This is a genomic window from Flavobacterium algoritolerans, assembly GCF_030010385.1.
Classification (GTDB): Bacteria; Bacteroidota; Bacteroidia; order Flavobacteriales; family Flavobacteriaceae; genus Flavobacterium; species Flavobacterium algoritolerans.
Genome location: NZ_JASCRZ010000005.1, coordinates 196,285 through 221,814 on the forward strand (window position 1 = coordinate 196,285; position 25,530 = coordinate 221,814).

At 33.4% G+C, this 25,530-nt stretch carries 23 protein-coding genes; 2 read left to right on the forward strand and 21 right to left on the reverse strand.

Annotated elements, in window-relative coordinates:
* Nucleotides 1-13: 13 nt before the first annotated feature.
* The 16 genes from QLS65_RS12045 to recR all read right to left on the reverse strand — a co-directional run bounded on the left by QLS65_RS12045 (nucleotide 14) and on the right by recR (nucleotide 17,652).
* Nucleotides 14-874 (reverse strand): alpha-1,2-fucosyltransferase, encoded by an 861-nt coding sequence (locus QLS65_RS12045; protein WP_282718024.1) that lies wholly within the window; start codon nucleotides 872-874, stop codon nucleotides 14-16.
* Nucleotides 875-891: 17 nt separating this feature from the next.
* Complete coding sequence (locus QLS65_RS12050; RefSeq protein ID WP_282711701.1) at nucleotides 892-2,091, reverse strand: glycosyltransferase family 4 protein; 1,200 nt, start codon at nucleotides 2,089-2,091, stop codon at nucleotides 892-894.
* Between the two features lie 12 nt (nucleotides 2,092-2,103).
* Complete coding sequence (locus tag QLS65_RS12055; protein ID WP_282718026.1) at nucleotides 2,104-2,511, reverse strand: polysaccharide biosynthesis C-terminal domain-containing protein; 408 nt, start codon at nucleotides 2,509-2,511, stop codon at nucleotides 2,104-2,106.
* Nucleotides 2,511-3,410, reverse strand: coding sequence for an NAD-dependent epimerase/dehydratase family protein (locus QLS65_RS12060; protein ID WP_282718028.1), 900 nt, complete (start codon nucleotides 3,408-3,410; stop codon nucleotides 2,511-2,513). Before QLS65_RS12060 ends, QLS65_RS12055 begins: the two co-directional genes overlap by 1 nt.
* The gene (rfbG, locus tag QLS65_RS12065; RefSeq protein WP_282718030.1) at nucleotides 3,403-4,491 is read right to left on the reverse strand and encodes a CDP-glucose 4,6-dehydratase; all 1,089 of its coding nucleotides are present in this window, start codon (nucleotides 4,489-4,491) and stop codon (nucleotides 3,403-3,405) included. The genes QLS65_RS12060 and rfbG overlap by 8 nt, the downstream gene beginning before the upstream one ends.
* Before the next feature lie 3 nt (nucleotides 4,492-4,494).
* Complete coding sequence (gene rfbF, locus QLS65_RS12070; protein ID WP_282711708.1) at nucleotides 4,495-5,265, reverse strand: glucose-1-phosphate cytidylyltransferase; 771 nt, start codon at nucleotides 5,263-5,265, stop codon at nucleotides 4,495-4,497.
* Between the two features lie 150 nt (nucleotides 5,266-5,415).
* Nucleotides 5,416-6,540: a GDP-mannose 4,6-dehydratase gene (gene gmd / locus QLS65_RS12075; RefSeq protein WP_282711709.1), complete on the reverse strand. Its 1,125-nt coding sequence runs from the start codon at nucleotides 6,538-6,540 to the stop codon at nucleotides 5,416-5,418.
* A 126-nt stretch (nucleotides 6,541-6,666) separates the two neighbouring features.
* Nucleotides 6,667-7,617 carry a GDP-L-fucose synthase family protein gene (locus QLS65_RS12080; protein ID WP_282718044.1) on the reverse strand — a complete coding sequence of 317 codons (951 nt, stop codon included), beginning with the start codon at nucleotides 7,615-7,617 and terminating at the stop codon, nucleotides 6,667-6,669.
* A gap of 8 nt (nucleotides 7,618-7,625) precedes the next feature.
* Nucleotides 7,626-8,633 carry a mannose-1-phosphate guanylyltransferase gene (locus tag QLS65_RS12085; RefSeq protein ID WP_282718045.1) on the reverse strand — a complete coding sequence of 336 codons (1,008 nt, stop codon included), beginning with the start codon at nucleotides 8,631-8,633 and terminating at the stop codon, nucleotides 7,626-7,628.
* A 65-nt stretch (nucleotides 8,634-8,698) separates the two neighbouring features.
* A complete protein-coding gene (locus tag QLS65_RS12090; protein ID WP_282718047.1) occupies nucleotides 8,699-9,982 on the reverse strand; it encodes a nucleotide sugar dehydrogenase in 1,284 nt (427 codons plus the stop codon).
* 630 nt (nucleotides 9,983-10,612) lie between these two features.
* On the reverse strand, nucleotides 10,613-11,077 hold the full coding sequence (locus tag QLS65_RS12095) for a UpxY family transcription antiterminator (protein ID WP_282711715.1): 465 nt from the start codon (nucleotides 11,075-11,077) through the stop codon (nucleotides 10,613-10,615).
* 135 nt (nucleotides 11,078-11,212) lie between these two features.
* Entirely contained in the window at nucleotides 11,213-12,604 is a 1,392-nt protein-coding gene (locus tag QLS65_RS12100; protein WP_282718049.1) for a UDP-glucose 6-dehydrogenase, read from the reverse strand.
* 71 nt (nucleotides 12,605-12,675) lie between these two features.
* Nucleotides 12,676-13,659: an SDR family oxidoreductase gene (locus QLS65_RS12105; protein WP_282718052.1), complete on the reverse strand. Its 984-nt coding sequence runs from the start codon at nucleotides 13,657-13,659 to the stop codon at nucleotides 12,676-12,678.
* A gap of 25 nt (nucleotides 13,660-13,684) precedes the next feature.
* Complete coding sequence (locus QLS65_RS12110) at nucleotides 13,685-16,153, reverse strand: polysaccharide biosynthesis tyrosine autokinase (RefSeq protein ID WP_282718053.1); 2,469 nt, start codon at nucleotides 16,151-16,153, stop codon at nucleotides 13,685-13,687.
* A 15-nt stretch (nucleotides 16,154-16,168) separates the two neighbouring features.
* Nucleotides 16,169-16,960 carry a polysaccharide biosynthesis/export family protein gene (locus QLS65_RS12115; RefSeq protein WP_282711720.1) on the reverse strand — a complete coding sequence of 264 codons (792 nt, stop codon included), beginning with the start codon at nucleotides 16,958-16,960 and terminating at the stop codon, nucleotides 16,169-16,171.
* Between the two features lie 71 nt (nucleotides 16,961-17,031).
* Entirely contained in the window at nucleotides 17,032-17,652 is a 621-nt protein-coding gene (gene recR, locus QLS65_RS12120; protein ID WP_282711721.1) for a recombination mediator RecR, read from the reverse strand.
* 99 nt (nucleotides 17,653-17,751) lie between these two features.
* On the opposite strand from recR, the gene QLS65_RS12125 reads away from it, so the two are divergent.
* The gene (locus QLS65_RS12125) at nucleotides 17,752-19,260 is read left to right on the forward strand and encodes a sodium:solute symporter (protein WP_282718056.1); all 1,509 of its coding nucleotides are present in this window, start codon (nucleotides 17,752-17,754) and stop codon (nucleotides 19,258-19,260) included.
* Between the two features lie 63 nt (nucleotides 19,261-19,323).
* Here QLS65_RS12125 and QLS65_RS12130 read toward each other — a convergent pair whose 3' ends face one another.
* On the reverse strand, nucleotides 19,324-19,689 hold the full coding sequence (locus tag QLS65_RS12130) for a CoA-binding protein (RefSeq protein ID WP_099716185.1): 366 nt from the start codon (nucleotides 19,687-19,689) through the stop codon (nucleotides 19,324-19,326).
* A 148-nt stretch (nucleotides 19,690-19,837) separates the two neighbouring features.
* On the opposite strand from QLS65_RS12130, the gene QLS65_RS12135 reads away from it, so the two are divergent.
* On the forward strand, nucleotides 19,838-20,467 hold the full coding sequence (locus QLS65_RS12135) for a MarC family NAAT transporter (RefSeq protein ID WP_282711725.1): 630 nt from the start codon (nucleotides 19,838-19,840) through the stop codon (nucleotides 20,465-20,467).
* Between the two features lie 54 nt (nucleotides 20,468-20,521).
* Here the strand turns inward: QLS65_RS12135 and ctlX are convergent, their stop codons facing one another.
* The 4 genes from ctlX to eno form a co-directional block, all read right to left on the reverse strand.
* Nucleotides 20,522-21,457, reverse strand: coding sequence for a citrulline utilization hydrolase CtlX (gene ctlX, locus QLS65_RS12140; protein ID WP_282711726.1), 936 nt, complete (start codon nucleotides 21,455-21,457; stop codon nucleotides 20,522-20,524).
* Between the two features lie 76 nt (nucleotides 21,458-21,533).
* A complete protein-coding gene (locus QLS65_RS12145) occupies nucleotides 21,534-22,448 on the reverse strand; it encodes a dimethylarginine dimethylaminohydrolase family protein (protein WP_282711728.1) in 915 nt (304 codons plus the stop codon).
* Nucleotides 22,449-22,512: 64 nt separating this feature from the next.
* Nucleotides 22,513-23,796: a citrate synthase gene (locus tag QLS65_RS12150; RefSeq protein WP_099713435.1), complete on the reverse strand. Its 1,284-nt coding sequence runs from the start codon at nucleotides 23,794-23,796 to the stop codon at nucleotides 22,513-22,515.
* A gap of 156 nt (nucleotides 23,797-23,952) precedes the next feature.
* Nucleotides 23,953-25,245 (reverse strand): phosphopyruvate hydratase, encoded by a 1,293-nt coding sequence (gene eno / locus QLS65_RS12155; protein WP_099713436.1) that lies wholly within the window; start codon nucleotides 25,243-25,245, stop codon nucleotides 23,953-23,955.
* Nucleotides 25,246-25,530: the final 285 nt, after the last annotated feature.

Genomic DNA, 25,530 nt, shown 5'->3' on the forward strand with positions numbered 1-25,530 from the left:
ATTAAATTGTCAATTAAAGATTCAGCCATTTTTCAGGCATTTGTTCAATATGTTTCAAGTTACTAACTTTACTTGTGTACCAATTTCTTGGATATATAACTATTTTATTTAAGTTGGAATTTAACCATGCACCCCACCAACTGAAAGAACTATTTGCAATAATGTTATGCTTGCAAAGCGACATCTTATGCAAATCATCAATTTCAGAACCATTTTCTTTATTATAAAAAACAATTGAAAACTGTGATTTGTATCCTGAAAGGAGTGTTTCTTCGGCCCATTTTATATTATCAGAAAACACATAAAATACTGGATTTTCTACTAGCTCTGACAGCTTTGTCATTGCGTTTACATAATATTCTTGTCCTTGCTGTGCATAAACTGAATTTCCAACATAGTCACCTCGTCGAACATGTAAACTAACAGAATTAGATGATTGAATTGAATCTGAAATATTATCATCTAATTGTGGAATATTTTTAAACTCAAAATCTTTTCGTAGAGCCTCTAAGTCTCCAAAATAATTATCACTTTGCCAATAACCATCTAAATAAAGACTGCCTCTCTTATCACATATCGATTGATCAAAATCAATTTCTTCAATATGACTTTTTTTATTTTTAAATATTTTTCTAAATACTTTTGAAAAAAAATCTTTTTTATAAATACTCGTTAGTGAATTTACTTCCGAATACGAAGCAAAGTCTAATTGTACATCAAAATATTTTTGCAAACTGAATCCTGTATGTAATGTATAAGTTTCATATCCGTTAATATCACATTTGACATCTGAATATTTTTCCTTTAATTTCTTATAGAATGCATACTGAAACATCTGGTTTCCCAATCCTCCAATTATTCTTACGATTTTCATCTCTTTCAGTTTATAATTTATCGGAATATGCTTGTCAATACTTTAACAAAGGATGTCTCATCAGTAAGCTCATGATAAAGATCTTTCGCTTTTCGTGAAATACTTTCCTGAAGTAAAATGTCTTTACTCAAATTATTAATTTCATCTCCCATTGCCTGAAAATCGCCAGCCTTAATACAGATACCGTTAACTCTGTTTATAATAACTTCTTTATGTATACCTACGTCAAATGTAATAACAGGTTTTGACATCCCTAATACTTCAAGCAGAACAAATTCAGTTGTTGTTGACCATATTGAAGGATTTATTACGCCTTTTGATCCCGAAATTAATTCCACCGCACCTGTTGTCATTGTAACATTTGGTAAAATTTCTAGCATTTTACTTTCAACATGCTTCTTGTTTTCTGGATAGTTTTCTAAAAATCGCTGTGCTTCATCATCATTAAAAAATAGTGCTTTTACTGTAATGCCACTTTCAATATAATCTAAAATTTTAGATATTAAATGAATTCCTTTTTCATGCCTATATTGTGCTATAATTACAAAATAAGGCTGTAAAGGTAAATTAATTTCGTGAACTCTTTTTTGGTCAAAAAACAAAGGTATTTTAAAAATATTAGATTTTTTTATCCCTATTTTTTCATAAAAATGTAATTGTTCATCAGATGAACCCAAGACAAAATCTATCTTTCGTATTCTGGGAAGAAACATAACTTGGTTTAACTGATAGTTTAAGAAAAAAAGAGTAGGCCTTGTATGTTTTTCCAAACAACTATTTGATATAGCATTAAAATTGGAACCATCCAGGCATTTAGTGCAAACTCCAGTTCCTAAAGCTGCATGGAATCTTGCGCAGAAAAAATCCTGAGCAAGAAATAGAAATGCCGTTTTTATATTGTTTTCAACACATAAATCAATATAGACCAAAGGTACATTTACTATTCCTCCTATAAAAAAGACATAATCAGGTTTTAATTCAGAAAGCACTTTTAAAAAGGAATCTTTATATGGCTTTGGGAAATAATTTGCTTTTCCTCTATATTCAATTCTTCTAAAATAAGGGTATGTAGCTATAGATTCATCTTTTTTATCATGAGTGAAAATATTTACGTCATAACCAAGTTTATCTAATTGTCGTGCCGCTTCTCTAGCCGCAATTGCGCCGGAATGACCTGTATAAAAAAAATCAGGATGAAGAAGTATTTTAGGTCTCATAATCGCAGTCAATTACACAAAAGTAAAAGGAATCGTATCCACAGGATCAAACAGTTGATCAGAGTAAGCTAACAATATAAAATCACTGTTGGTGCTTACGTTAAAAAAAGCATGAGCAATGCCTGAAGGTACGTAGATAGTAACTGGATCATTAGCATTTAAATAAATTTCTTTACGCTCTTTTGAATCTAAATCTTCTAGTTTTAGAAGACACTCGCCCGTTATTAACGTGAACCATTCATTTGCAAGAGGATGATAATGCCCGCCTTTCATTTCACCGGGAATTGCCATTGTTAGGTAAACTTCGCCTGTGCTATTTGGAAGATTAGTTTCTTTTCCTGTAATTACTTTCAAGAACCAGCCACGAGTGTCCTCGATTTTGTTTCTTTTGTAACTAATTATTTTTTCTGATAAGTCCATTATTTACTCTCTTTTTTAAAATAATCTAAAATACCCTCTTCCAAGCTTATTGTTGGATTCCAACCCAAATCTTTAGCTTTTTTATTATCTAACAAAATAACCTGCATAGATTCATCTTGCCTTTTTGCTTTTCCAAGTGCATTATTGTGGTCTTTATTAAAATGCTTAAATATCAATTCAACAACATCCTTAACCAAATTTTGAGTATCGGATGCTAAATTATAAATACCTTTTTCAACATTTTTATGGCAAAGCATCATTATAAATGAGCAGACATCTTTAATATGTAAAAATTGCCTGATTTGAGTTCCGGCAGTTAATTCGAGTTCTTTTTTGTGTTCCAAGCTTTCAATAAGATACGGAATCAATCGATTTTGATTTTCGTTTTTTCCATAAATGGAAGGCAGGATTACATGATAATGGTCGATTTTGGCTAATGAATCATTTACAAATCTAGTCAACAATCGTTTTGAAAGGCAATAGTGATTTGGAACATCGTAATCCGAAAGCGCCACCTCTTTTTCACTAAACTTTTTAAGTGATTTTTGTGCACCAATTTCAAAATAAGATCCAAAAGTGATAAATTTTCCCTTGAAGTTATTTGCGTCTAAAAAATTAGCAATCGTAATTGGCAGGAAAGCATTAAGCTGATAAATCTCGTCTAAACTGTACTTTTTTGATGACTGAACTCCTCCTGCAGCAGCAAAAACAATAACATCAAATTCTAAAAAAACACCTAAATCTGGTATAGAATCTGGAAAAGAAAACGAAATGAACTGATGATTTTCAGTAGTTTTTTGTCTTGAAAAAAGTGTAAGCTCATGGTTTTCATCTTCTAAATCAGCAATTAAATAACTTGCCAAAAAAGAAGTAGAGCCAATAATTGCAATCTTAGTCATTTTTTTGATTTAAGTAAGTTGTAATGTTTTCTTCTACCAAGAGTTTAATATCGCTTTCCCCGGAAATAAAAACAGCATACCAATTCATTGTAAGGCTGATGGCTTCACTACTAGTAAGCAAAGGCTTCCACCCCAATGTTTGAACTGCCTTAGAAATATCTAATCTTAGAAGTGTAGCTTCGTGAGGTTGATTTTCTAATACAGGACATTCGTAAGTTCCTTTTCCAAATATTGAAATAGCTAATTTTACAAGATCTTCCACCGTAAAGGCATCTTCATCAAAAGGACCAAAATTATAAGCTCCCGAAAATTTCAGCGGTTCTTGATCAATTTTTAGTCCTAGCAATAAATAACCCATCACAGGTTCAAGAACATGTTGCCAAGGTCGGATTGATTTTGGATTTCTGACAGACAAGACTTTGTTATTTCGAATAGAATTAACAATGTCTGGAATAATCCTGTCTTTTGACCAATCGCCACCGCCAATTACATTTCCAGCTCTTGCCACAGCAATTACTTTTTTATGTTCTGAATAATGTGCTGTATTAAAGAATGAATTCCTATAAGAATCTATCACTAATTCTGTACACGCTTTACTTGCGCTGTAAGGATCATAACCGCCCAATCGATCGGTTTCCCTGTAGGGATAAACCCATTCATTATTCTGATAAACTTTATCTGTTGTAATTAGCACCAGAGAGCATTTTTTCTCAAGCAAACGGACAGCATCTAAAACATATGCAGTTCCTAGCGCATTGACTTCAAAAGTTTCCGCAGGAATTTCATAAGACAAACGCACTAAAGGCTGTGCTGCAAGATGAAATACAAAATCTGGTTCAAAATCCAAAATTTCTTTCGACAAACGCTCTTTATCCCTCAAGTCAGCAATAACAGAGGCACAAAGTGTATCTCCATCGATTATATGATACAAATCGTCGTCTTGTTTTGGTGCTAGTGCATAACCTTTAACAGTTGCTCCTAACATTGACAAGGTTTTTAACATCCAAGCTCCTTTAAAGCCGGTATGACCCGTTAAAAAAACACGTTTGCCTTTGTAGGCTTCTTCTAATTTCTTAAACATAATTTACCACGTTTTCCAAGCTGCTGTATTTGAAGCCCAACTTTCTTCGAGTTCTACTTTGTCTCTCAATGTATCCATGGGCTTCCAAAAACCATGATGGCGGTATCCAATCATTTGTCCATCTTCTGCCAATTGCTCCATCGGTTTTTTCTCAAAAATAGTATCATCACCATCGATATAATCAAAAACTTCTGGTTGACAAACAAAGAAACCTCCATTTATCCATGCTCCATCTCCTTTTGGTTTTTCTAAGAAAGAATTTACCTGGTCATTTTCGCCAAATTCTAAGGCTCCAAATCTCCCTGATGGCTGAACCGAGGTAACCGTACAATACTTTCCGCTACTTTTATGTTTTTCAACTAAGCTTTTAATATCCACATCAGAAACACCATCTCCGTAAGTAAGTAAAAAAGGCTCGTTTCCAATGTGCTTTTGAACACGCTTAATTCGTCCGCCAGTCATTGAATTTACGCCAGTGTCCACCAATGTAATATTCCAAGGTTCGGCTTGCGTGTCATGCACTTTTACCGAGTTATTTTTTAAATCTATAGTTACATCCGATTTATGAAGGAAATAATTCGCGAAATATTCTTTGACTACATAACCTTTATAGCCAAGACAAATTACAAAATCATTATATCCATAAGAAGAATAAATTTTCATAATGTGCCATAAAATGGGCATCCCTCCAATTTCAACCATAGGTTTAGGTCTTAAGACCGTTTCTTCACTTAATCGGGTGCCTAATCCACCGGCTAGTATTACAACTTTCATATTAGTAATTTTTAGTAATGTATTTTTAGAATATATAGCGGATTAATTTGTGTGCATAATTAGACAAATTCACATCCAAAGCAATCAATTTATAAACAACAGCAATGCTATTATTTTGTTGATTTTTAATATCATACAGTTCAATCAAGCTTACTCAAAATAATTCAACGTTTGATATCCCCCATCTTTCAAGTATTGGTCTTTCTGCATCAATTTCAAATCACTTTGCATCATGTCTTTTACCAATGCCGGTAAATCATATTTACATTCCCAACCTAATTTTGTCTTTGCTTTAGTAGGATCACCTATCAACAAATCAACTTCAGTAGGTCTAAAGTATTTAGGATCAACCGCTAATACTTGTGTTCCAATTTCCAATTGAAATTTTGGATTGCTACACGATTTAACATAACCTTTCTCCTCAACACCTTCACCTTTAAATTCTAATTCAATACCAACCTCAGCAAAACTCATACGTACAAAATCACGAACAGGTGTGGTTTTTCCGGTAGCAATTACCCAGTCCTCTGCTTCATCAGCCTGCAAAATCATCCACATCATGCGCACATAATCTTTGGCATGACCCCAGTCGCGTTTGGCATCTAAGTTACCTAAGTATAATTTATCTTGCAATCCTAAAGCAATTCTGGAAGTTGCTCTCGTAATTTTACGAGTAACAAATGTTTCGCCACGAATAGGAGATTCATGATTGAATAAAATACCATTACAAGCATACATGCCATAAGCCTCTCTATAGTTCACAGTGATCCAAAAAGCATACATTTTAGCCACAGCATAAGGGGAACGTGGGTAAAATGGTGTAGTTTCAGACTGTGGCACTTGCTGTACTTTACCATACAACTCCGAAGTGGAAGCCTGATAAATACGAGTCTTTTTTTCTAACCCTAACAAACGAACAGCATCTAAAATACGCAATGTCCCCAATCCATCTGCATTTCCAGTATACTCAGGTGTTTCAAAAGAAACTGCCACATGGCTCATCGCAGCCAAATTATAGATTTCGTCTGGTTGAATTTCTTTAATCAAACGAATTAAATTTGTTCCGTCTGTCATGTCACCATAATGCAAAAAGAAATTACGGTGGTCAACATGTGGGTCTTGGTATAAATGATCGATTCTATCCGTATTAAATAAAGAAGAACGTCTTTTTAATCCATGGACTATGTATCCTTTTTTTAATAAAAACTCGCTTAAATAAGCTCCATCTTGTCCTGTTACTCCTGTTATAAAGGCTGTTTTTTGTATTGTACTCATATTATTTTGATTCGTTGTTCGTGATTTATCATTCGTTGTTTGGTTCGTGATTCGTTGTTTGGTTTGTGATTCGTAGATTGTTGTTCGATTTGACAAAAAAAATGACGACTACGTACATTCAACGATTTACATTTTCACTTCCTTAAACTGATCTATATTATCCAAAAACCAATCATAGGTTTTTTGGATTCCCTCTTTAAGATTGATTTGATGTTTCCACCCTAAATCGTGCATTTTGGATATATCCATTAATTTTCTGGGGGTACCATCTGGCTTGGTTGCATCCCAAATAATTTTTCCTTGATGTCCCGTGATTTTTTGAATGGTTTCTGCCAAATGTTTTATGGTCAAATCTTCACCGGTTCCAACATTATATAAAGAGTCCGGCAATTTATTCTCTAAAGCAAAAACTACAGATTGGGCCATGTCATCTACGAACAGAAATTCTCTCATGGGAGTTCCGCTTCCCCATAAAGTAACTGGAGCATGATTATTTTCTTTTGCTTCATGAAATTTTCGCATCATCGCAGGTAAAACATGTGAGGTGTTCAAATCAAAATTATCATGTGTACCATATAAATTAGTTGGCATAAGACTTACATAGTCCTTTCCAAATTGTTTTCGAATAGCTTCACAGGCTTTTACCCCAGTAATTTTAGCAATAGCATACCATTCATTAGTGGGTTCTAGAACATCTGTAAGCAGATACTCTTCTTTCAAAGGCTGAGGCGCTAGCTTAGGATAAATACAAGAACTTCCTAAAAAAATAAACTTCTCTACACCGGATTGCAGTGCAGAATCGATTAAATTATTCTGGATTTGCATGTTCTCCATAATAAATTGATACGGATAATTAGTATTAGCTAATATTCCTCCTACTCTTGCCGCAGCATCAATAATAACCTCCGGATTTTCAATAGCTATGAAATCAGTAACAGCTTGTTGATTTCTTAAATCTAATTCACGACTGGAAGCTCCTAACAAATTAGTATATCCATTAGCAGACAAGGTCCTCCAGATAGCACTACCTACCATACCATTATGCCCTGCTATGTAAATTTTAGCATCTTTATTCATATTCTTTTCTAATTTAACAAGTCTGGATTTTCTCTTTCCAACTGATTATATATATTCTTGACATCTTGTGAACTATCTTTTTGCAAAATTAAATTAGCCGTTTCCGTGTAAACAAAAATAGTGTTTTTTAATCCCACAAAAGCGGTATAATTATCAGTCCCAATAACCATGTTTCCATTTTTATCAACAGAATGACCCGTAGAAACCAGATACTCATAAACGGACTCAAAAGACCCTAAATCAGACCAAATGAATGTGGAGGGTACTACTTTTATTTTTTTACTTCTTTCCATAACTGCATAATCAATACTGATAGAAGGAATTTCAAGAGACAATTGTAAATCTAAAGTACCATTGTTATTACTAGCCCATGCAATTTTAGACTTTTCATATACATCTGGCTGAAAGGATTGTAGTTCATCTAAAAATACACCCGCTTTAAAACAAAACATACCACTGTTCCATAAAAAATTTCCTTTGGCAATAAAATCCTTTGCAGTTACTTGGTTTGGTTTTTCTCGAAAAGAAATCACGTCATCTCCTTTTCTTTCAATATAACCATACCCTATTTCTGGCTTTGTGGGCACAATTCCGAAAGTTACAATATAGCCTTTGGAAGCTTTTTCTACCGCTTCTTGTATCGCAGCTTCGTAATTTTCCATCTCGTCAATAATATGATCTGATGGGGTCACGATTAAAATATCATCCGGATGCGAAGCAAATGCGGCAAAAGCTATTGCGGCAGCTGTATTTCTTGGCGTTGATTCAATGATGTCTATATAGGCAGTATTGGATTTTTCCATCACTTTTCTACTTAGGTGACAATTATCAATATTACCTACTACCATAATTTTATTTGCAACATTGCGATTACGCTCCACAGTCATCTCAAACAATGATTTACCATCAAACAAATCTAAATATTGTTTAGGTTGACTTTTACGGGACAAAGGCCACAATCGGCTGCCTACTCCTCCAGTAAGAATAACATGTGTAATTGAAGGCTTATTTTCCATGCTGAACTTTTAAATCTTTGCTTTAGTATTGCTATTTTAATTCTATTATTTTCCCTACTGATATTCTATAACCGCCCATCAGCTGTATCACCCAAAACTCCTTTTACATCATACAACAAACTAGTTGTGTTTTGTAATATAGACAAGTCTAAATCCAAAAATTGATGGTGGGCTACCCCTAAAATTACGGCATCAAATTGTTGCTTTGGCACCAAATTTGTCGTAACCAGATTATATTCTTTTTGCACCTCTAGTGGATTAGCAAGAGGATCATACGTTGTTACTGTAATTCCGTAATCCGTTAAAGCTGCAATAACGTCCACAATTTTCGTATTTCGAACATCAGGGCAGTTCTCTTTAAAAGTAATTCCTAGCATCAAAACTGTCGCTCCATTAACCGAAATTCCTTTTTTAATCATCAACTTCACTACTTGTGAAGCTACATATTCGCCCATACTGTCATTCAATCGCCTTCCGGCTAAAATAATTTCAGGGTGATAGCCAAATTCTTGTGCTCGTTGAGCCAGGTAATAAGGATCTACCCCTATACAATGACCTCCAACTAAACCAGGTTTAAAAGGTAGAAAATTCCATTTGGTTCTCGCTGCTTCTAAAACGGCTTGCGTATCTATATTCATCAAATTGAATATTTTTGCCAACTCATTTACAAAAGCAATATTGATGTCTCGCTGAGAGTTTTCGATTACTTTAGCAGCTTCAGCAACCTTGATAGAGGGTGCCAAATGTGTCCCTGCAGTAATAACGGACTTATATAATTCATTTACTTTTTGACCAATCTCTAAGGTGGAACCTGAAGTGATTTTTAAAATCTTCTCAACTGTATGTTCTTTGTCTCCCGGATTAATTCTTTCAGGAGAATAACCTGCAAAAAAATCTACATTAAATTTCAATCCAGAAATACGCTCTAAAACAGGCACACATTCTTCCTCAGTTACTCCCGGATAAACGGTAGATTCATAAATAACGATATCTCCTTTTTTTAAAACTGAACCTACAGTTTCACTGGATTTATATAATGGTGTTAAATCTGGACGATTATTTTTATCAACCGGTGTAGGAACCGTTACAATATAATAATTACAATCTGCTATATCACTAACAACAGTAGTACAGTATAAACCAATAGCATTACTTGGTTGCTTCAATAACACTTTTTGCAACGTAACGTCATCCACTTCAAATGTGGTATCAGTCCCCGATTTTAAGGAGCTAACTCTAGATTGATTGATGTCAAATCCAACAACAGCATGTTTGGTTGCAAACAATCTTGCCAATGGTAAACCAACATAACCCAAACCAATTACAGCTATTTTTGTATTAGAATCCATTTTTTAAACAATTATAAGTAACTAACGTTAACTTTATTATACTGCTTCGCAATTCACACTCACAGAAATGAGCTGAAAACATCATAATTTAAGAGGGCAAATATAGTTACAATATGCCGGTTTTTTATCTATTTTTTAGCCTGCAAAATACTACACTGTAGACACCTCAACCGAAACAAATTGTAATCATTTGAAATACAATATAAAACACTCCTGAAACGAAAAAAATCACCAAAAAAAATCACCTAAATAGGTGATAAAAAAACATGAAAAACAAATTTAAAATTAGCCTTCAGATAAACAAAACTCATATTGAAGTTTATGAGCCTGAAGGTGCAATAAATCTTCTAAATACAAAAATACATCAATTCTATTTTCAGACATAAAAAAACTCAATAGCAAATACAAATACTTTTTTCATTAGCTAAAACATACATATTAATCTGAATAATGTTTCTTTAAAATCAATTCTACACATTCTAGCTTAAATGAATAATCATACTTAACTGTTCTTTCCATAAAAATGCCCCAAATAGTATCTAACTTTTTGGGGCATATTCAAGGGTCAGACTTTTAGAAAATTATTAGTCATTAAAATATATAATACAGGTCACTTAATGAAGCCGTCTATTATTTAAGTTTCATTTTCAAGACACAACCCAAAGATTCTAAAACTAAAACATAATGGGTATTAGTAACCTCTTGAACAATTGCTTTTTGATTTGAAAATGGTCCGGAATCTAATTGTATGGAATCTCCAATTTGAAAAGAAAGAACTGAAATATCATTACCTTTAGATGGATCCAGCCACTTTTTAATAATATTGATCTCTTCATCCCTAACTATAGCTGGTTTTCCTAACCAAAACAAATAACGCACCACTCCAACTGACTGAAATACTGCATTCCTTTCAGAATCTGGCAATTGAACAAAAACATAGGAATTAAAAAGTGGCACTTCTACTTTTTTCTTCCTGTCAGACCATTGCCTAACCTGTGTAATCAAAGGACAATAGCATTCTACTCCTTTATCTCTTAATTGTTCTGCAACTTTTTTCTCCCATTTAGGCTTTGTATAAACTACATACCAATTCATCTTATTTTGTATTTAAATAAAATTAGTCTTTAATATCAGTACTCAGAATAAACATCTAAACGTTACATGGCACCTCTTCATCATTCCTTTGAAATTCTTCAACCTAGATCTTTTGTTCCTTCGCAACCTAATTATTTAAGAACCTATAGCCTGATATATGAAACCAATAGCTCTTAATTCTGATGCATTCAACAAGTTTCTTCCATCAAAAATAAAAGCAGGCTTTTGCATAGAATCATATATTTTTTGCCAATCATAACTAATAAATTCATCCCACTCTGTGAGTATCGCTATTGCGTGTGCATTATCACAAGCCTCGTAAGGATTATCAAAAGAACTAACACTATTGTTATTTAATTCAGAACTTCTGGTTTCTAAATAATTTAAATCGTTAATAATCTTTTTATTAGACACCTTAGGATCGTAAACAGCAATATTTGCATGCTCATTAATCAAATCATCTGCTATATAAATAGCCGCAGATTCTCTAGTGTCATTTGTATCTTTCTTGAAAGCCCAACCAAGAAAGGTGATTTTTTTATCAGAAACCGTATTGTAAAGTGTTTGAATTATATTATTCGAAAAACGCCTTTTCTGATGATCATTCATTATAATTACCTGCTCCCAATAATCAGCAACTTCATGTAGTCCATACGATTTTGCGATGTAAACCAAATTTAATATGTCTTTTTGAAAACAAGAACCACCAAATCCAACCGAAGCTTTCAGGAATTTCGATCCTATTCTACTATCCATTCCTATAGCTTTCGCCACTTCATTTACATCTGCCCCAGTTTTTTCACAAAGCTCAGACATGGCATTAATCGATGAAATTCTTTGTGCCAAAAATGCATTCGCAGTCAGTTTTGACAACTCTGATGACCATAAATTAGTTGTTAATATTTTATCAGACGCCACCCAATTCGAATACACACCAACAAGTGCCTGTATCGCTTTTTGTCCTTCTTCCGAAGGATCTCCTCCAATTAGAATTCTATCCGGATTCAATAAATCCTGAACAGCAGTACCTTCGGCCAAAAATTCTGGGTTAGAAAGAATTTGAAACTGAACACCATTACCGGTATGGTCTAAAATACTTTTTATTGCTTCTGCTGTTCTAACAGGAAGGGTCGATTTTTCTACTACAATTTTATTATCCTTAGCTACTCTGGCAATTTGTCTCGCACACAATTCAATATATTTCAAATCAGCTGCCATCCCTTTCCCTTTTCCATAAGTTTTTGTAGGCGTATTTACTGAAATAAAAATAATCTGAGCTTCATCAATTGCTTTATCCACTTGAGTGGAAAAAAATAGATTTCTGCCTCTTGCTTCACTAACAATTACATCTAATCCAGGCTCATAAATGGGAATATTATCCGTGTTTTCATCGTTCCAAGCAGCTATCCGTTCGTCGTTTAAGTCTACTACAGTAACTTGTATTTGTGGGCATTTTTGAGCTATAACTGCCATCGTTGGACCACCTACATATCCAGCTCCAATGCAACAAATTTTTGTGATTTTCATTTATTCAAATTTTAATTTGCAAATATATCTTAATTTTTTGTGTTCTTTTTCTTAAAAAAATAAGATACTTTCTACCTAAGATTATTCCAATACCATTCTACAGCCGCTTTCAATCCCTCTGACATCGAAAATTTTGGATCATATCCTAACAACAACTTAGCCTTGTCAATACTTGCCAAAGAATGCGGAATATCACCTGCTCTATTAGGTCCATATTCTATCTCGACAGCAGCAATTTTTTCATCGTAAACACTTAAGAATTCTTTTAAATAATCAACTAAATTATTCAACGTATTTCTGTCTCCATAAGCCGTATTATAAACTGTATTTATAGCTTCAGGATTTTTTGCTAACATCGCTAACTCATTCATCTGAATCACATTATCGATATAAGTAAAATCTCGGGAATAATTACCATCGCCATTTATTTTTGGACTTTCCAATTGCATCAATTGCATTACAAATTTAGGAATGACCGCTGCATATGCTCCGTTAGGATCTTGCTTTCGACCAAAAACATTAAAATAACGTAACCCGATTGTCTCTAAACCATAGGTTCTACTAAAAATTTCAGCATATAACTCATTTACATATTTTGTTATCGCATAAGGAGAAAGTGGCCTTCCAATTATCGCTTCAACTTTAGGCAAAGCTTCTGAGTCACCATAGGTAGAAGAACTTGCTGCGTAAATAAATCGTTTAACTTTTGCATCCCTTGATGCCACTAGCATGTTCAAAAAACCGGAGACATTTACATCATTTGTAGTAACTGGATCATTAATAGATCTAGGCACAGAACCCAAAGCTGCCTGATGTAGAACATAATCTACTCCTTGTACTGCATTTTGGCATTCAATAGCATTACGAATATCACCTTCTATCAAACGAAAATTAGGATGATTAATGAAGTCTTTTAAATTATGCCTATATCCGGTTGCAAAATTATCAAAACAAACTACGTCATACTCTTTGGATAAAAAATACTCACACAGGTTAGAACCTATAAACCCTGCACCACCCGTTATTAAAACGGAATTTTTTGTTTCTACTTTCATCTGTGTTTATTTTTAAAACAATCAATTACTTCGTTTGCTTTTTCAAAATCTTCTGTGCTATTCTTTGATAAATGCTTTTGGGCTTACCTTCCTCATAATATCCATTTGCGTAGGTCCCATAGCCATACCCGTATCCATAACCATACCCGTATCCAGTACCATACTTTGCTTTATTCTCCAAACCATTTAAAACAATACTGGCATTGTTAAGTTCTCCACGTTTCACTCTGTTGTTCAACAACGTAATCATGTCTTTTTTAGTGAAATTCTGTCTTACTATATACAAAGTAACATCGCAATATTGCGCCAACTCCAAAGCATCCGATACTAAACCTACTGGTGGTGTATCCAAAATAATGTAATCGTATTTTTTCTTTAACTCTCTTATCAATTCTCCCATCCCTTCGCTCATTATCATTTCTGCAGGATTTGGCGGAATTGGTCCTGATAAAATAACGTCTAGAAAAGGTATGTGTGTATGATTGATAATTTCGTCAATCGTTTTTTGTTTAATCAAATAATTGACTACCCCAACTTCATTCGACAAATTAAATTCAGTAGACAGTTTTGGCTTTCTCAAATCCAGACCAATAACCACTGTTTTTTTCTCGCTAAGTGCAAATACCGTAGCGATATTTATAGAACAAAATGTTTTTCCCTCACCACTAACTGAAGATGTGATCATTAGTGTCTTTGCTCCATCTAAATTTTGTTGCTTATAAAGAAACTGAAGAGAAGAACGGATGGCTCTAAAGGATTCTGATAAAGCTGATTTTGGCTTGTCATACACCGCTAAATTAGTATTCTCTTTATTGACACCTACAACTCCTATTAAAGGGATTTTAGTCATCTTACTGATATCCTCAGCATTCTGAATTGAATTATTGATAAAGAAAACAGCAAATACAAAAACCAACGGAAAAAGTATACCCAGAAATAAAGCCAACACATAATTAACTGATGTTTTTGGCCCTATAAGTCCACCACCAACATCCTTAGCAGGATCTATAAAATGAACATCTGATAAATTTGCCGCCTTGACAATATCTGCTTCACTTCTTTTTTGAAGAAAAGTGCTATAAATATTATCACTTAAATCATATTTCCTTTTAATTTTAATAAGCTCTTGCTGGTCTTCTGGAAGCTGTTTTATAGTACTTTCAGTCTCACTAATTTTGCTACTCACCATAGCTAAATCATACTGTAGAGAAGACTTTGCTGTTGCTATATTCTCTAACAAAACATTTTTGACAGCTTCCATTTGACTGTCAAAATCCTTAAATATTTTATCACTCTTTACTGCATAAGCCATTTCAGATCTTTGCGTAGACAATGCAATTAACTTTGAAACATTTACTACAATATTAGGATCTTCTATTCCTGCTACTGAAGGTGCAGGAAGTTTAGCATAATTTACACTGCTTTTTAAGTATGATTTCAAAGAATTATAATATGCCATTTTGCGATTGACCTCGTCTTTTTTAACATCAAATTCCAAAATTTTTTCAGAAAATTTGGCTCCTCCTTCTTCTATATCATATATATTTTTACCTTTTCTAAAGCTTTTCAGTTCATTCCCAGTTTCCTTAAGCTGGGATTCCATAGTCACTAATGTACTGTCTATAAAAGCAATTGTATTGGTCGCAAACTGATTTTTACTATCTAGTTGTCTTTTGATAAGCATTTTAACAGTAGCATTCAAATACTCAACCATTCTCGCTTTATTAGTTCCTTGCATACTTAAGGTAATAATAGAACCTCCTTTATCATCTGACTTTACGTTTATTCCTTTGTACCCTGCTACTGTCCCATTAAAATCGTTAAACTGTACAAAATATTCTTTTCCTTTATAGAAACCGGGATTTTCATTTATTTGCAACTTCCAATTTAAAAAAGGCAAAGAAACTTTTTCGCCAACCTTATATCTTTTTATAAAATCTCCTGCTGCAACTGCTGTATTACCGTATGAATTATCAGAATAGGTAATTATAGAAACATTTTGACCCTCAAAAGGAATTCTAATTTCATACGTATCTTCACTTATAAACTTAATTCCTATTAAAGTTCCAGCTAATTGCCCTTTCGACTTATCAATATTGACATAAAAAGGAACTGCACCATAAGCGTCTACCAAATTATACTCTCCCTGAACTAAGTAATTAATGTAATATTGTAATTTATCTACAACCAGCTCATTATGAGATCTGGACTGCAAAGTCGTTGATATGGTCTGAACCTGATCTGAAGTTCCTCCCCAATTAAAGACCAAACTGGTATTTGATGTAAAAAGCGGATTGCTTTCTTCTTTTACAGAAATAAGTGTTTCCATACCGTAAATTTTTTCTTTACGAATATTCACCTGATACGCAATTGTGAAAGTGATTAATAAACTTATTAAAAACCACTTCCAATAACTTCCGATTTTTATTAAGAAACCCTTGAAGTCAAAGCTTACTTGGTTTTCAAAAATCGAAAAATCTTTTATATCTAACATTTTTTGAGCGCTGTATTAATTTTTTAATAGTAAAAAAGTAGTTGTAGCTAAAGACAACAATGTAATGATTGTTCCTAAAGATTCTATCCCCGTTTTTCCGGTTCCCCAAGTTTTCTGCTTAAGTGGTTTTACATAAATATAATCATTGGGCTGTAAATAAAAATAAGGTGATTGCATTACATTAATATCGGTAAGATCTAAATCTTGCATTTGAACTCCAGTTGGTGTTTTTCGCATAATTGTTACAGCTTTCCTATCGCCTGTAATAGTAATATCACCAGAATTTGCAATAGCTTCCATAATATTAACCTGCTCTTGAAACATTATTTTTGTGCCGGGACCTCCAATTTCTCCGTTGATTGTATATCGTAAACCTGCTAGTTTAACCGTTACAAAAATATTAGCCTCCTTATTAAAATAATCTGCCAGCAATTGTTTTTCAACTCTAACTCTGATTTCGTCAAGAGTGTAACCGATTACATTTAGTTCTCCCAAAACAGGAATTCTTATATTACCATGATCATCCACTGTAAAACCGTCAAAATATAATCCTGACTCTGATTTACCTGCAGCTACACCTTCACCAGAAGGACTAAAAATAGCTACCAATTTTGGATCTATTGCTTTTATACTAATACTCAAAACGTCATTAGTCTGCAATCGGTATGGCTTTGATTCTATAGCTGTAATAACAAGGTTATCTTGTGAATTATCTTTCTTCTGAAGATAAATTAAATCTTGAGTTGAAATACATGAAGAAAACAACACACTAATAAACAACAACAAATAGAGTACGGACTTGCTCATTTTCAATATTTTTAACGACAAATATAGCTTTTCATTTACGATTTAAAAAACATCACTATTTATTAAATGGATTAATTATTTTTAAAAGACTTTTCAAAAGGTACTCTCTGCAAAATACTTCTTCCCAAGGTAACTTCGTCAGCATATTCCAGTTCATCACCTACAGAAATCCCTCTAGCAATTGTTGACATGATTATTTCACAATCAGCGATTTGTTTGTAGATATAAAAATTGGTGGTATCTCCCTCCATTGTGGAGCTTAACGCAAAAATTATTTCGTTTACACTGCCTGATTTTACTTTATCGACTAATGTAGTAATGTTCAACTGACTGGGACCAACACCATCAATTGGAGAAATTTTACCCCCAAGAACGTGATAAATACCTCTAAACTGACCTGTATTTTCAATTGCCATGACATCGCGAATATCCTCGACAATACAAATGATTTGGTGATTTCTACTCTGGTTAGCGCAAATTTCACACAGTACACTATCCGAAATATTATGACAGCTATTGCAATATTTAATATCCTCACGCATAGCAACTAGTGCTTGAGATAAAAAACCTGTTTGCTCTTTTGGCTGTTTTAGCAAATGCAACACCAATCGCAGCGCCGTTCGCTTACCAATTCCTGGCAACTGAGACATTTCGTTAACTGCTTTTTCTATAAGTTTTGAAGAAAATTCCATAACAGCAAAAGTAGTTAATTTGTCCCGAACGTTCGGGATAGATAATTTGAAAATTTGAAGATTATTTGTGTAATTTGGTCCAAACAATATTTATACAAAATGACTCCCAGCACCATTCTAATACTTATAATCGTTTATTTTGGAATTTTATTTTACATCTCTCATGCTGTAAGCAAAAAAGACAGCGGCAATGATGCTTTTTTTAAAGCCAATAAAAACTCCAAATGGTACTTGGTTGCTTTTGGAATGATTGGAACGGCACTTTCAGGAGTGACTTTTATTTCAGTTCCGGGAGAAGTTGGCTCTCCAAATGGGGAACAATTCAAGTATTTTCAGTTCGTACTAGGTAATGCTATTGGTTTCGTCATTATTGCAAAAGTACTGCTACCACTCTATTATCGGATGAATCTAACTTCGATTTATGGTTATATCGAACATCGACTAGGGATTTACTCCTATAAAACTGCCGCAACTATTTTCCTGATTAGCCGAACCATCGGATCTGCATTCAGATTGTACCTTGTTGTGATTGTTTTGCAACGTTTTGTTTTTGATTATTATGGAATTCCGTTTGCAGTAACGGTTTTAATTTCGCTGGCTTTGATATTTGCTTATACCTATCGTGGTGGATTGAAAACCATTATTATTACTGACACTTTGCAAACCTTTTTCTTAGTCACTTCGGTTTTCTTGACAATTTTCTTTATTTGCAGAAGTTTAAACCTGAATATTTTTGAAGCTTTTGAAGAAGTAAAAAATAGTAATTATTCAAAAGTATTTTTCTTTGAAAATTTCATATCGAGTAAGTTTCATTTTGTAAAACAAATTCTGGGAGGAATTTTTGTTACTATTGCCATGGTAGGTTTGGATCAAGATTTAATGCAGAAAAACCTGAGTTGTAAGAACATTGGCGAAGCTCAAAAAAACATGTTTACGTTCACCGGAATATTTGTGCTTATCAATATTTTTTTCCTAAGTGTAGGTGCTTTACTTTATATTTATGCCACTAAAAACGGAATTGAAGTTCCAACTGATTTAGTTACCGGAAAACCCAGAACCGATTTACTATTTCCTGAAATTGCCTTTAACCATTTGACACTAATTCCATCTGTCATTTTCTTGTTGGGATTAACGGCCGCAACTTTTGCCACAACGGATTCCGCGTTAACAGCGCTAACAACTTCGTTTTGTGTGGATTTTTTAGGAATGGATAAAGCAGAAAATCTAGGAAAACCAAATGTAGTACGAACCAGACATTTTGTTCATATTGCCTTTTCGTTCCTAATGTTTCTGGTGATTATTTTCTTTAATGCTATTAATGACAGTTCTGTTGTCGGTATGATTTTTAGGGTTGCATCCTATACCTATGGCCCGCTTTTGGGATTGTATTGTTTTGGATTATTTGTAAAATCAAAAACAGTCAAAGACAAATTTGTTCCTATTATATGTTTATTATCTCCGGCAGTAACTTACTTTATCAGTGAAAATTCTAAAGCATTATTTTTCGGATATGTTTTCGATAACGAATTGATTATCGTAAACGGACTAATAACTTTTCTTGGATTGTTATTGATCCGCAAGAATGCCACATCTGAAACACGATTTTAATTTTAGCCCAGATAGAAGTGAAAATCCTTTTATAATGGATAGCTGGAACTAACTCCAAAAAAACTAATATTGATTTGTTGCCAACATAACCAATGTACACCCTATCTCGACTTTGATGTCATTTAATTTCAACAATTGATAGAACTCCGGATTCTCGGTACCTGGATTAAAAATAACACGTTTTGGTTGTGCCTCAACGATATAATTATAGTAATCACGCTGACGCAAAGGATTTAGGTACAGCGTAACCGTATCGATATTTTTTAGTGGAATAGCTTTAGTCTGGATTTTTATTCCGGCTACTTCACCCGCGTTTTGACCGATAGCAAGAACTGAATGTCCTTTATCAACCAGTTTTTCAATCGCTATGAAAGAATATCTAGCAGGTTTTGTTGAAGCTCCAAGAACTAGCGTTTTTTTATTTTTCATCATTTTCTGTAATTATATTTTGCAAAAGTAATGAAAAAAGCCCCATGAGTTTAGCAATTATCAGGTTTAGTTATAAAAGTAAGAAAAAACATTACGCTAACATTAAAAAGTAAAAAAAGAGTACTTTTACACTATTAAAAAACAAAATATGGATCTATTTATTTATCTGTTTGTCGCACTTTTTTCGGTATTAAATCCTATTGGCACCGTTCCTATTTTTGTAGGACTGACCCAAAATGACACCAAAAAGGAGCGTTCCAGAATTTCTTTATGGACGGCGATAAATGTATTTATCATCCTTATCGTCTCGTTTTTTATTGGACAATATGTATTGCTTTTTTTTGGAATCAGTATTGATGCACTAAGAATTGCCGGTGGAATTATTATTGTGAGTTCTGGATTTTCTTTACTTTCCGGAAAATTCACCAAGAAGAGAGGTATTAATAAAAAAGCAGAAACTGACGCACAACAAAGGAATGATATCGCTTTGACTCCACTAGCAATTCCTATGCTTGCTGGTCCTGGTTCTATTTCTTTACTTATTGCATTTTATCAGGAACACAATACAAGTATGGAGATCATTATTTCTTCCATCGCTATTCTTGCCATTGCAGTTGCTATTTTTATTATCCTTAAAAGTGCCCATTATTTAGCAAAAATACTTGGAGCTTCTGGAATTGTTGCAATATCTAGAATTGTAGGTTTCATTGTAATTGCGATAGGAATACAATATATCGTGAGTGCAATTATCAATATAATAAAAGGGAATCTCTCCTAAATTAAAAACAAGAAAAAAACTGGATAAGATTCAGAATCTTATCCAGTTTTTTTTTTAATTTCTAGGTAAGAAAATTTCTGCCATCATACATCTGGCGCTTCCTCCACCACAAGCCTCAATAGTATCTAAACTTGAACTTAAAATTTCAGCATGTTTTTCTAATTGTTCTATTTGTTTTGGCGTCAAACTTTGATGTGCTGCTGCGCTCATAACTAAATACCGTTTGTCATTTGCTCCACGAATTTCAAGCATATTACCCGCAAAATTGTTCATTTGAGCTTCGGTAATTAAAATAATTTCTTTTCCGTTTTCTTTCAGATTGTCCAAAACCATTTTACGTTCTTTTTTATCATCGATACAATCTGCGCAAATGACTGCAAAAGTTTCTCCCAAACACATCATCACATTGGTATGGTAAATCAGTTTTCGTTCAGAATCAACAGTTTGAAAAGCTTCAAAAATTACTGGTGCATAATCAAAATCTTCACAGAATTCGATAAATAATTCTTCATCAGCTCTAGGAGATAATGCGCAGTACGCTTTTGCGTTGGCTCTGTCCAAAAGCAAACTTCCTGTTCCTTCCAAGAAAAAACCATCTTCCTCAGCCGATGTATAATCTACAATATTGTTAATCACGAAACCTTTATCTTCCAAGATATCCAGAATATCTTCGCGACGTTCGTGACGGCGATTTTCTGCAAACATTGGATATAAAGCTACATCACCATTTTCATGAAAAGAAATCCAGTTGTTCGGAAAAATACTGTCCGGCGTATCTGGATTCAATGTATCATCAACAACAGTAACATCAACACCAGCTGCTGTAAGTTTTTCGACAAAAGCATCAAATTCTTGTTGCGCTTTAGCATTTACAGTTGCAGGCAAAAGTCCGTCTAATACTTTTTGGTAATAATTATTAACTGCCGTTTGTTCGTTCATTCTAAACGCAACCGGGCGAATCATCAATATGGAATTTGTTGTTTGTTTCATATTATTTTTAGTTTAATGTTTAACAGTTTAAAGTTTAATGTTGGGCAACGTTAAACTTTAAACCCTAAACAAATATTTAATCTCTAATTAAAGGTAAGGTAGAACATCGTAATAATCCTTCTTGTTTTGCAATTTCTGCGTATGGAATTTCTTCAACCACAAAGCTGTTTCCACGCAACCAATTGTTAAGTCTCGTGAAGTTTCTTTCAGAAACGACAACATTAGTATCGATAGAAAAAACATTGGAATTCATATTATACATTTCTTCTCTAGTAATATGAAATAGATTTTCTTTTCCAAAAAGATTTACCAGAAATAAATAATCTGCTTCTTCACGGAATCCATTTTTGTAGATAATCCCTTTATCATTCCCTACCGGTTGAAAACAACAATCTAAATGCAATGCATTGTCGCGGGCTTCAATTTTAGATTTTACCAAATCAAATTCTTTAACAATTTTATTTGGGAATAAGTCTTTAATGTATTGCACTCCTTGCACATTCGTTCTAGCGGTAATATAATCTTTGTAGTCACTCCCTTTGTAAGTTCCAATAAAAATATAATCGTTCCACAACATAACATCACCACCTTCAATGTGAACTTCTTCTGGAGGGCGGACTACTTTTTTAGGATTAATTTGGTCAATTATATATTGAATGGCATCTAATTCTCGCTCTCTATCTGGCAAAATATTTGATTTCACAAAAACGTCATCAATTACAAAACCAATATCTCTTGTAAATATCTGATTGTAATTTTCAATCATTTCCGGACGATAAACGGTTACATCATATTTTTTCAATACAGTATTAAATGCTTCCATTTCATTTACCATGTCTTCCTCCTGGGGATATGTACCTGCTAAAATATGCTCTAATGATTTTGGATCGTAGGCATCTTCAACCTTTGGCGTAGGTCCATTATTGACCGCTGACCCTAGAACAACTGCTCTAAGTCTTGAAGTTTCATTCTTTATATTTAACTTTAACATGTATTTTAGCTTTTGGCAAATATAAAAAAAGCTTCACTAATTAGTGAAGCTTTTTAAACTGATTTTATCTTTTATCTGTTGGTACAAAATCCCTTAAAGGGTGACCCGTATAAACTTGCCTTGGCCTTCCGATAGGCTCCTTATTTTCACGCATTTCTTTCCATTGTGCGATCCAACCCGGTAAACGTCCTATTGCAAACATTACCGTAAACATATCTGTAGGAATTCCTAAAGCTCTATAAATAATTCCAGAATAGAAATCTACATTAGGATATAAATTTCTTGATTTGAAATACTCATCTTCTAAAGCTGATTCTTCTAGTTTCTTAGCGATTGCAAGAATTGGATCTTCAACTCCTAAAGTTGATAAAACTTCGTTAGCCGCTTTTTTTATAATTTTCGCTCTTGGATCAAAATTTTTGTAGACTCTATGACCAAAACCCATCAATCTAAAAGGGTCATTCTTGTCTTTGGCTTTAGCCATATATTTATCAGCATCTCCACCATTTCTATGGATTTCTTCTAACATTTCAAGAACTGCTTGATTTGCTCCTCCGTGTAATGGACCCCAAAGTGCAGAAACTCCAGCAGAAATCGATGCAAATAATCCTGCATGAGAAGAACCTACCATTCTCACTGTAGATGTAGAACAGTTTTGTTCATGATCTCCGTGAAGAATAAATAATTTATCTAATGCATCAATTACTACAGGATTTGCAGTGTAAGGTTCTGTAGGCAATTCAAACATTAAACGCATGAAGTTCTCTACATATCCTTTAGTGTTGTCGTAATAATTCAAAGGATAACCCATGCTTTTTCTATACGTCCAAGTTGCTATAACAAGGAATTTACCCATAGTTTTACACACAGCCTCATACATTTCTTTTTCGTTCTCAACATTTACCGACTTTGGGTTGAATGCTGTTAATGCACTTGTCAACGCAGCTAAAACACCCATTGGATGAGCTGTTTTAGGAAAACCATCAATGATGTTTTTCATTTCTTCATTGACCAAAGTGTATTTTCTAATATCAGTTTCAAATTGTGCTAACTGATCAACAGTAGGCAACTCCCCGAAAATTAAAAGGTATGAAACTTCTAGAAAATCTGCTTTTTCAGCTAAATCCTCAATTGAATATCCTCTATAACGAAGGATTCCAAGCTCTCCATCTAAAAAAGTAATATCACTTTTACAAGAACCTGAATTTTTATAACCTGGATCAAGTGTAATTACACCTGATAAATCACGTAATTTGTTAATATCAATGGCAACTTCATTTTCACTTCCTACAATGATCGGCAGTTCAAATTTTTTACCATCAATTTCTAATGTTGCTATTTTTGACATAATATAATTGAAAATAAACTTTTAAAATAATAATTTATCAAATCTAGGGAATTAAACACTAATTAAAAAGAGAATAACACAATGAAATTGTTAAATATTATAAAAAAAAGCCACTCACAAAACGTGAATGGCTTTAAATAAAAATATCGTAAGAAATTATTTGATTTTGAAAGCATTTTTTCCAGGAAAATAAGCTGTATTTCCTAATTCTTCCTCAATTCTTAATAATTGATTGTATTTCGCCATACGATCAGAACGAGATGCTGAACCTGTTTTTATTTGACCACAGTTCAAAGCTACTGCTAAATCTGCAATTGTATTATCTTCAGTCTCTCCTGAACGGTGTGACATTACTGAAGTGTAACCTGCATTTTTAGCCATATTGACAGCTGCAATAGTTTCAGTCAAAGTTCCAATTTGGTTTACTTTAATAAGAATTGAATTAGCGATTCCTTTTTCGATACCAGTAGACAAACGTGTTACATTAGTAACAAATAAATCATCACCTACTAATTGTACTTTATCTCCAATTTTCTCTGTAAGTAATTTCCATCCATCCCAGTCATTTTCATCCATTCCATCTTCAATAGAAATGATAGGATATTTAGCTACTAATTCAGCTAAATATTCTACTTGTTCAGCAGAAGATCTAACTTTACCTGTTTCACCTTCAAATTTAGAATAATCGTATTTTCCATTTACATAAAACTCAGCAGAAGCACAATCCAAAGCAATCATGATTTCATCTCCAAAAGTATAACCAGCAGTTTCAACAGCTTTTTTGATAGTATCTAAAGCGTCTTCAGTTCCTCCAGCTAGATTTGGTGCAAAACCACCTTCATCACCTACTGCTGTAGAAAGTCCTCTATCATGTAACACTTTTTTCAAGCTATGAAAAATTTCAGTTCCCATTTGCATTGCATGTGAAAAAGAAGTTGCTTTCACAGGAAAAATCATGAATTCTTGAAACGCGATAGGCGCATCAGAATGTGATCCTCCATTGATGATATTCATCATTGGAACCGGCAAAGTATTTGCAGAAACACCACCTACGTATCTGTATAAAGGCAATCCTAATTCATTAGCAGCAGCCTTTGCTACAGCTAGTGAAACACCTAAAATTGCATTTGCTCCTAAGTTTGATTTATTTGGAGTGCCATCTAAATCAATCATCATTTGATCAATTAGATTTTGTTCGAAAACTGAAACACCAACAAGTTCTTCAGAAATAATGGTATTCACATTTTTCACAGCATTCAAAACTCCTTTTCCAAGAAATGCTTTTCCTCCATCACGTAACTCAACTGCTTCATGCTCTCCTGTTGAAGCTCCAGATGGTACTGCTGCTCTTCCTAAAACACCATTGTCTGTAATTACATCTACTTCTATTGTAGGATTTCCTCTTGAATCGAAAATTTGTCTTGCGTGAATTTTGATAATAATACTCATATACTAAAATTTTAAATTTTAAAATACAAATATATTCTATCTTTTTGAATGATTTTATGAAAATAATGAATGTTATTAACGAAAACGTTATAATTTTTTGGCAAACAAAACATTTAAGCTATTTTAAGAATTTATTTTTACATTATCTGTTATTTTTTTCAATTCCATTAAAATCTAATTCAGGAAATGCGTGCTACATTAACTAAAAATTAATGACACTTACTTAAGCCTAAAATCAATTAATTTCAACAAACTAATAAACACAAATAACCTCATTATCAATTA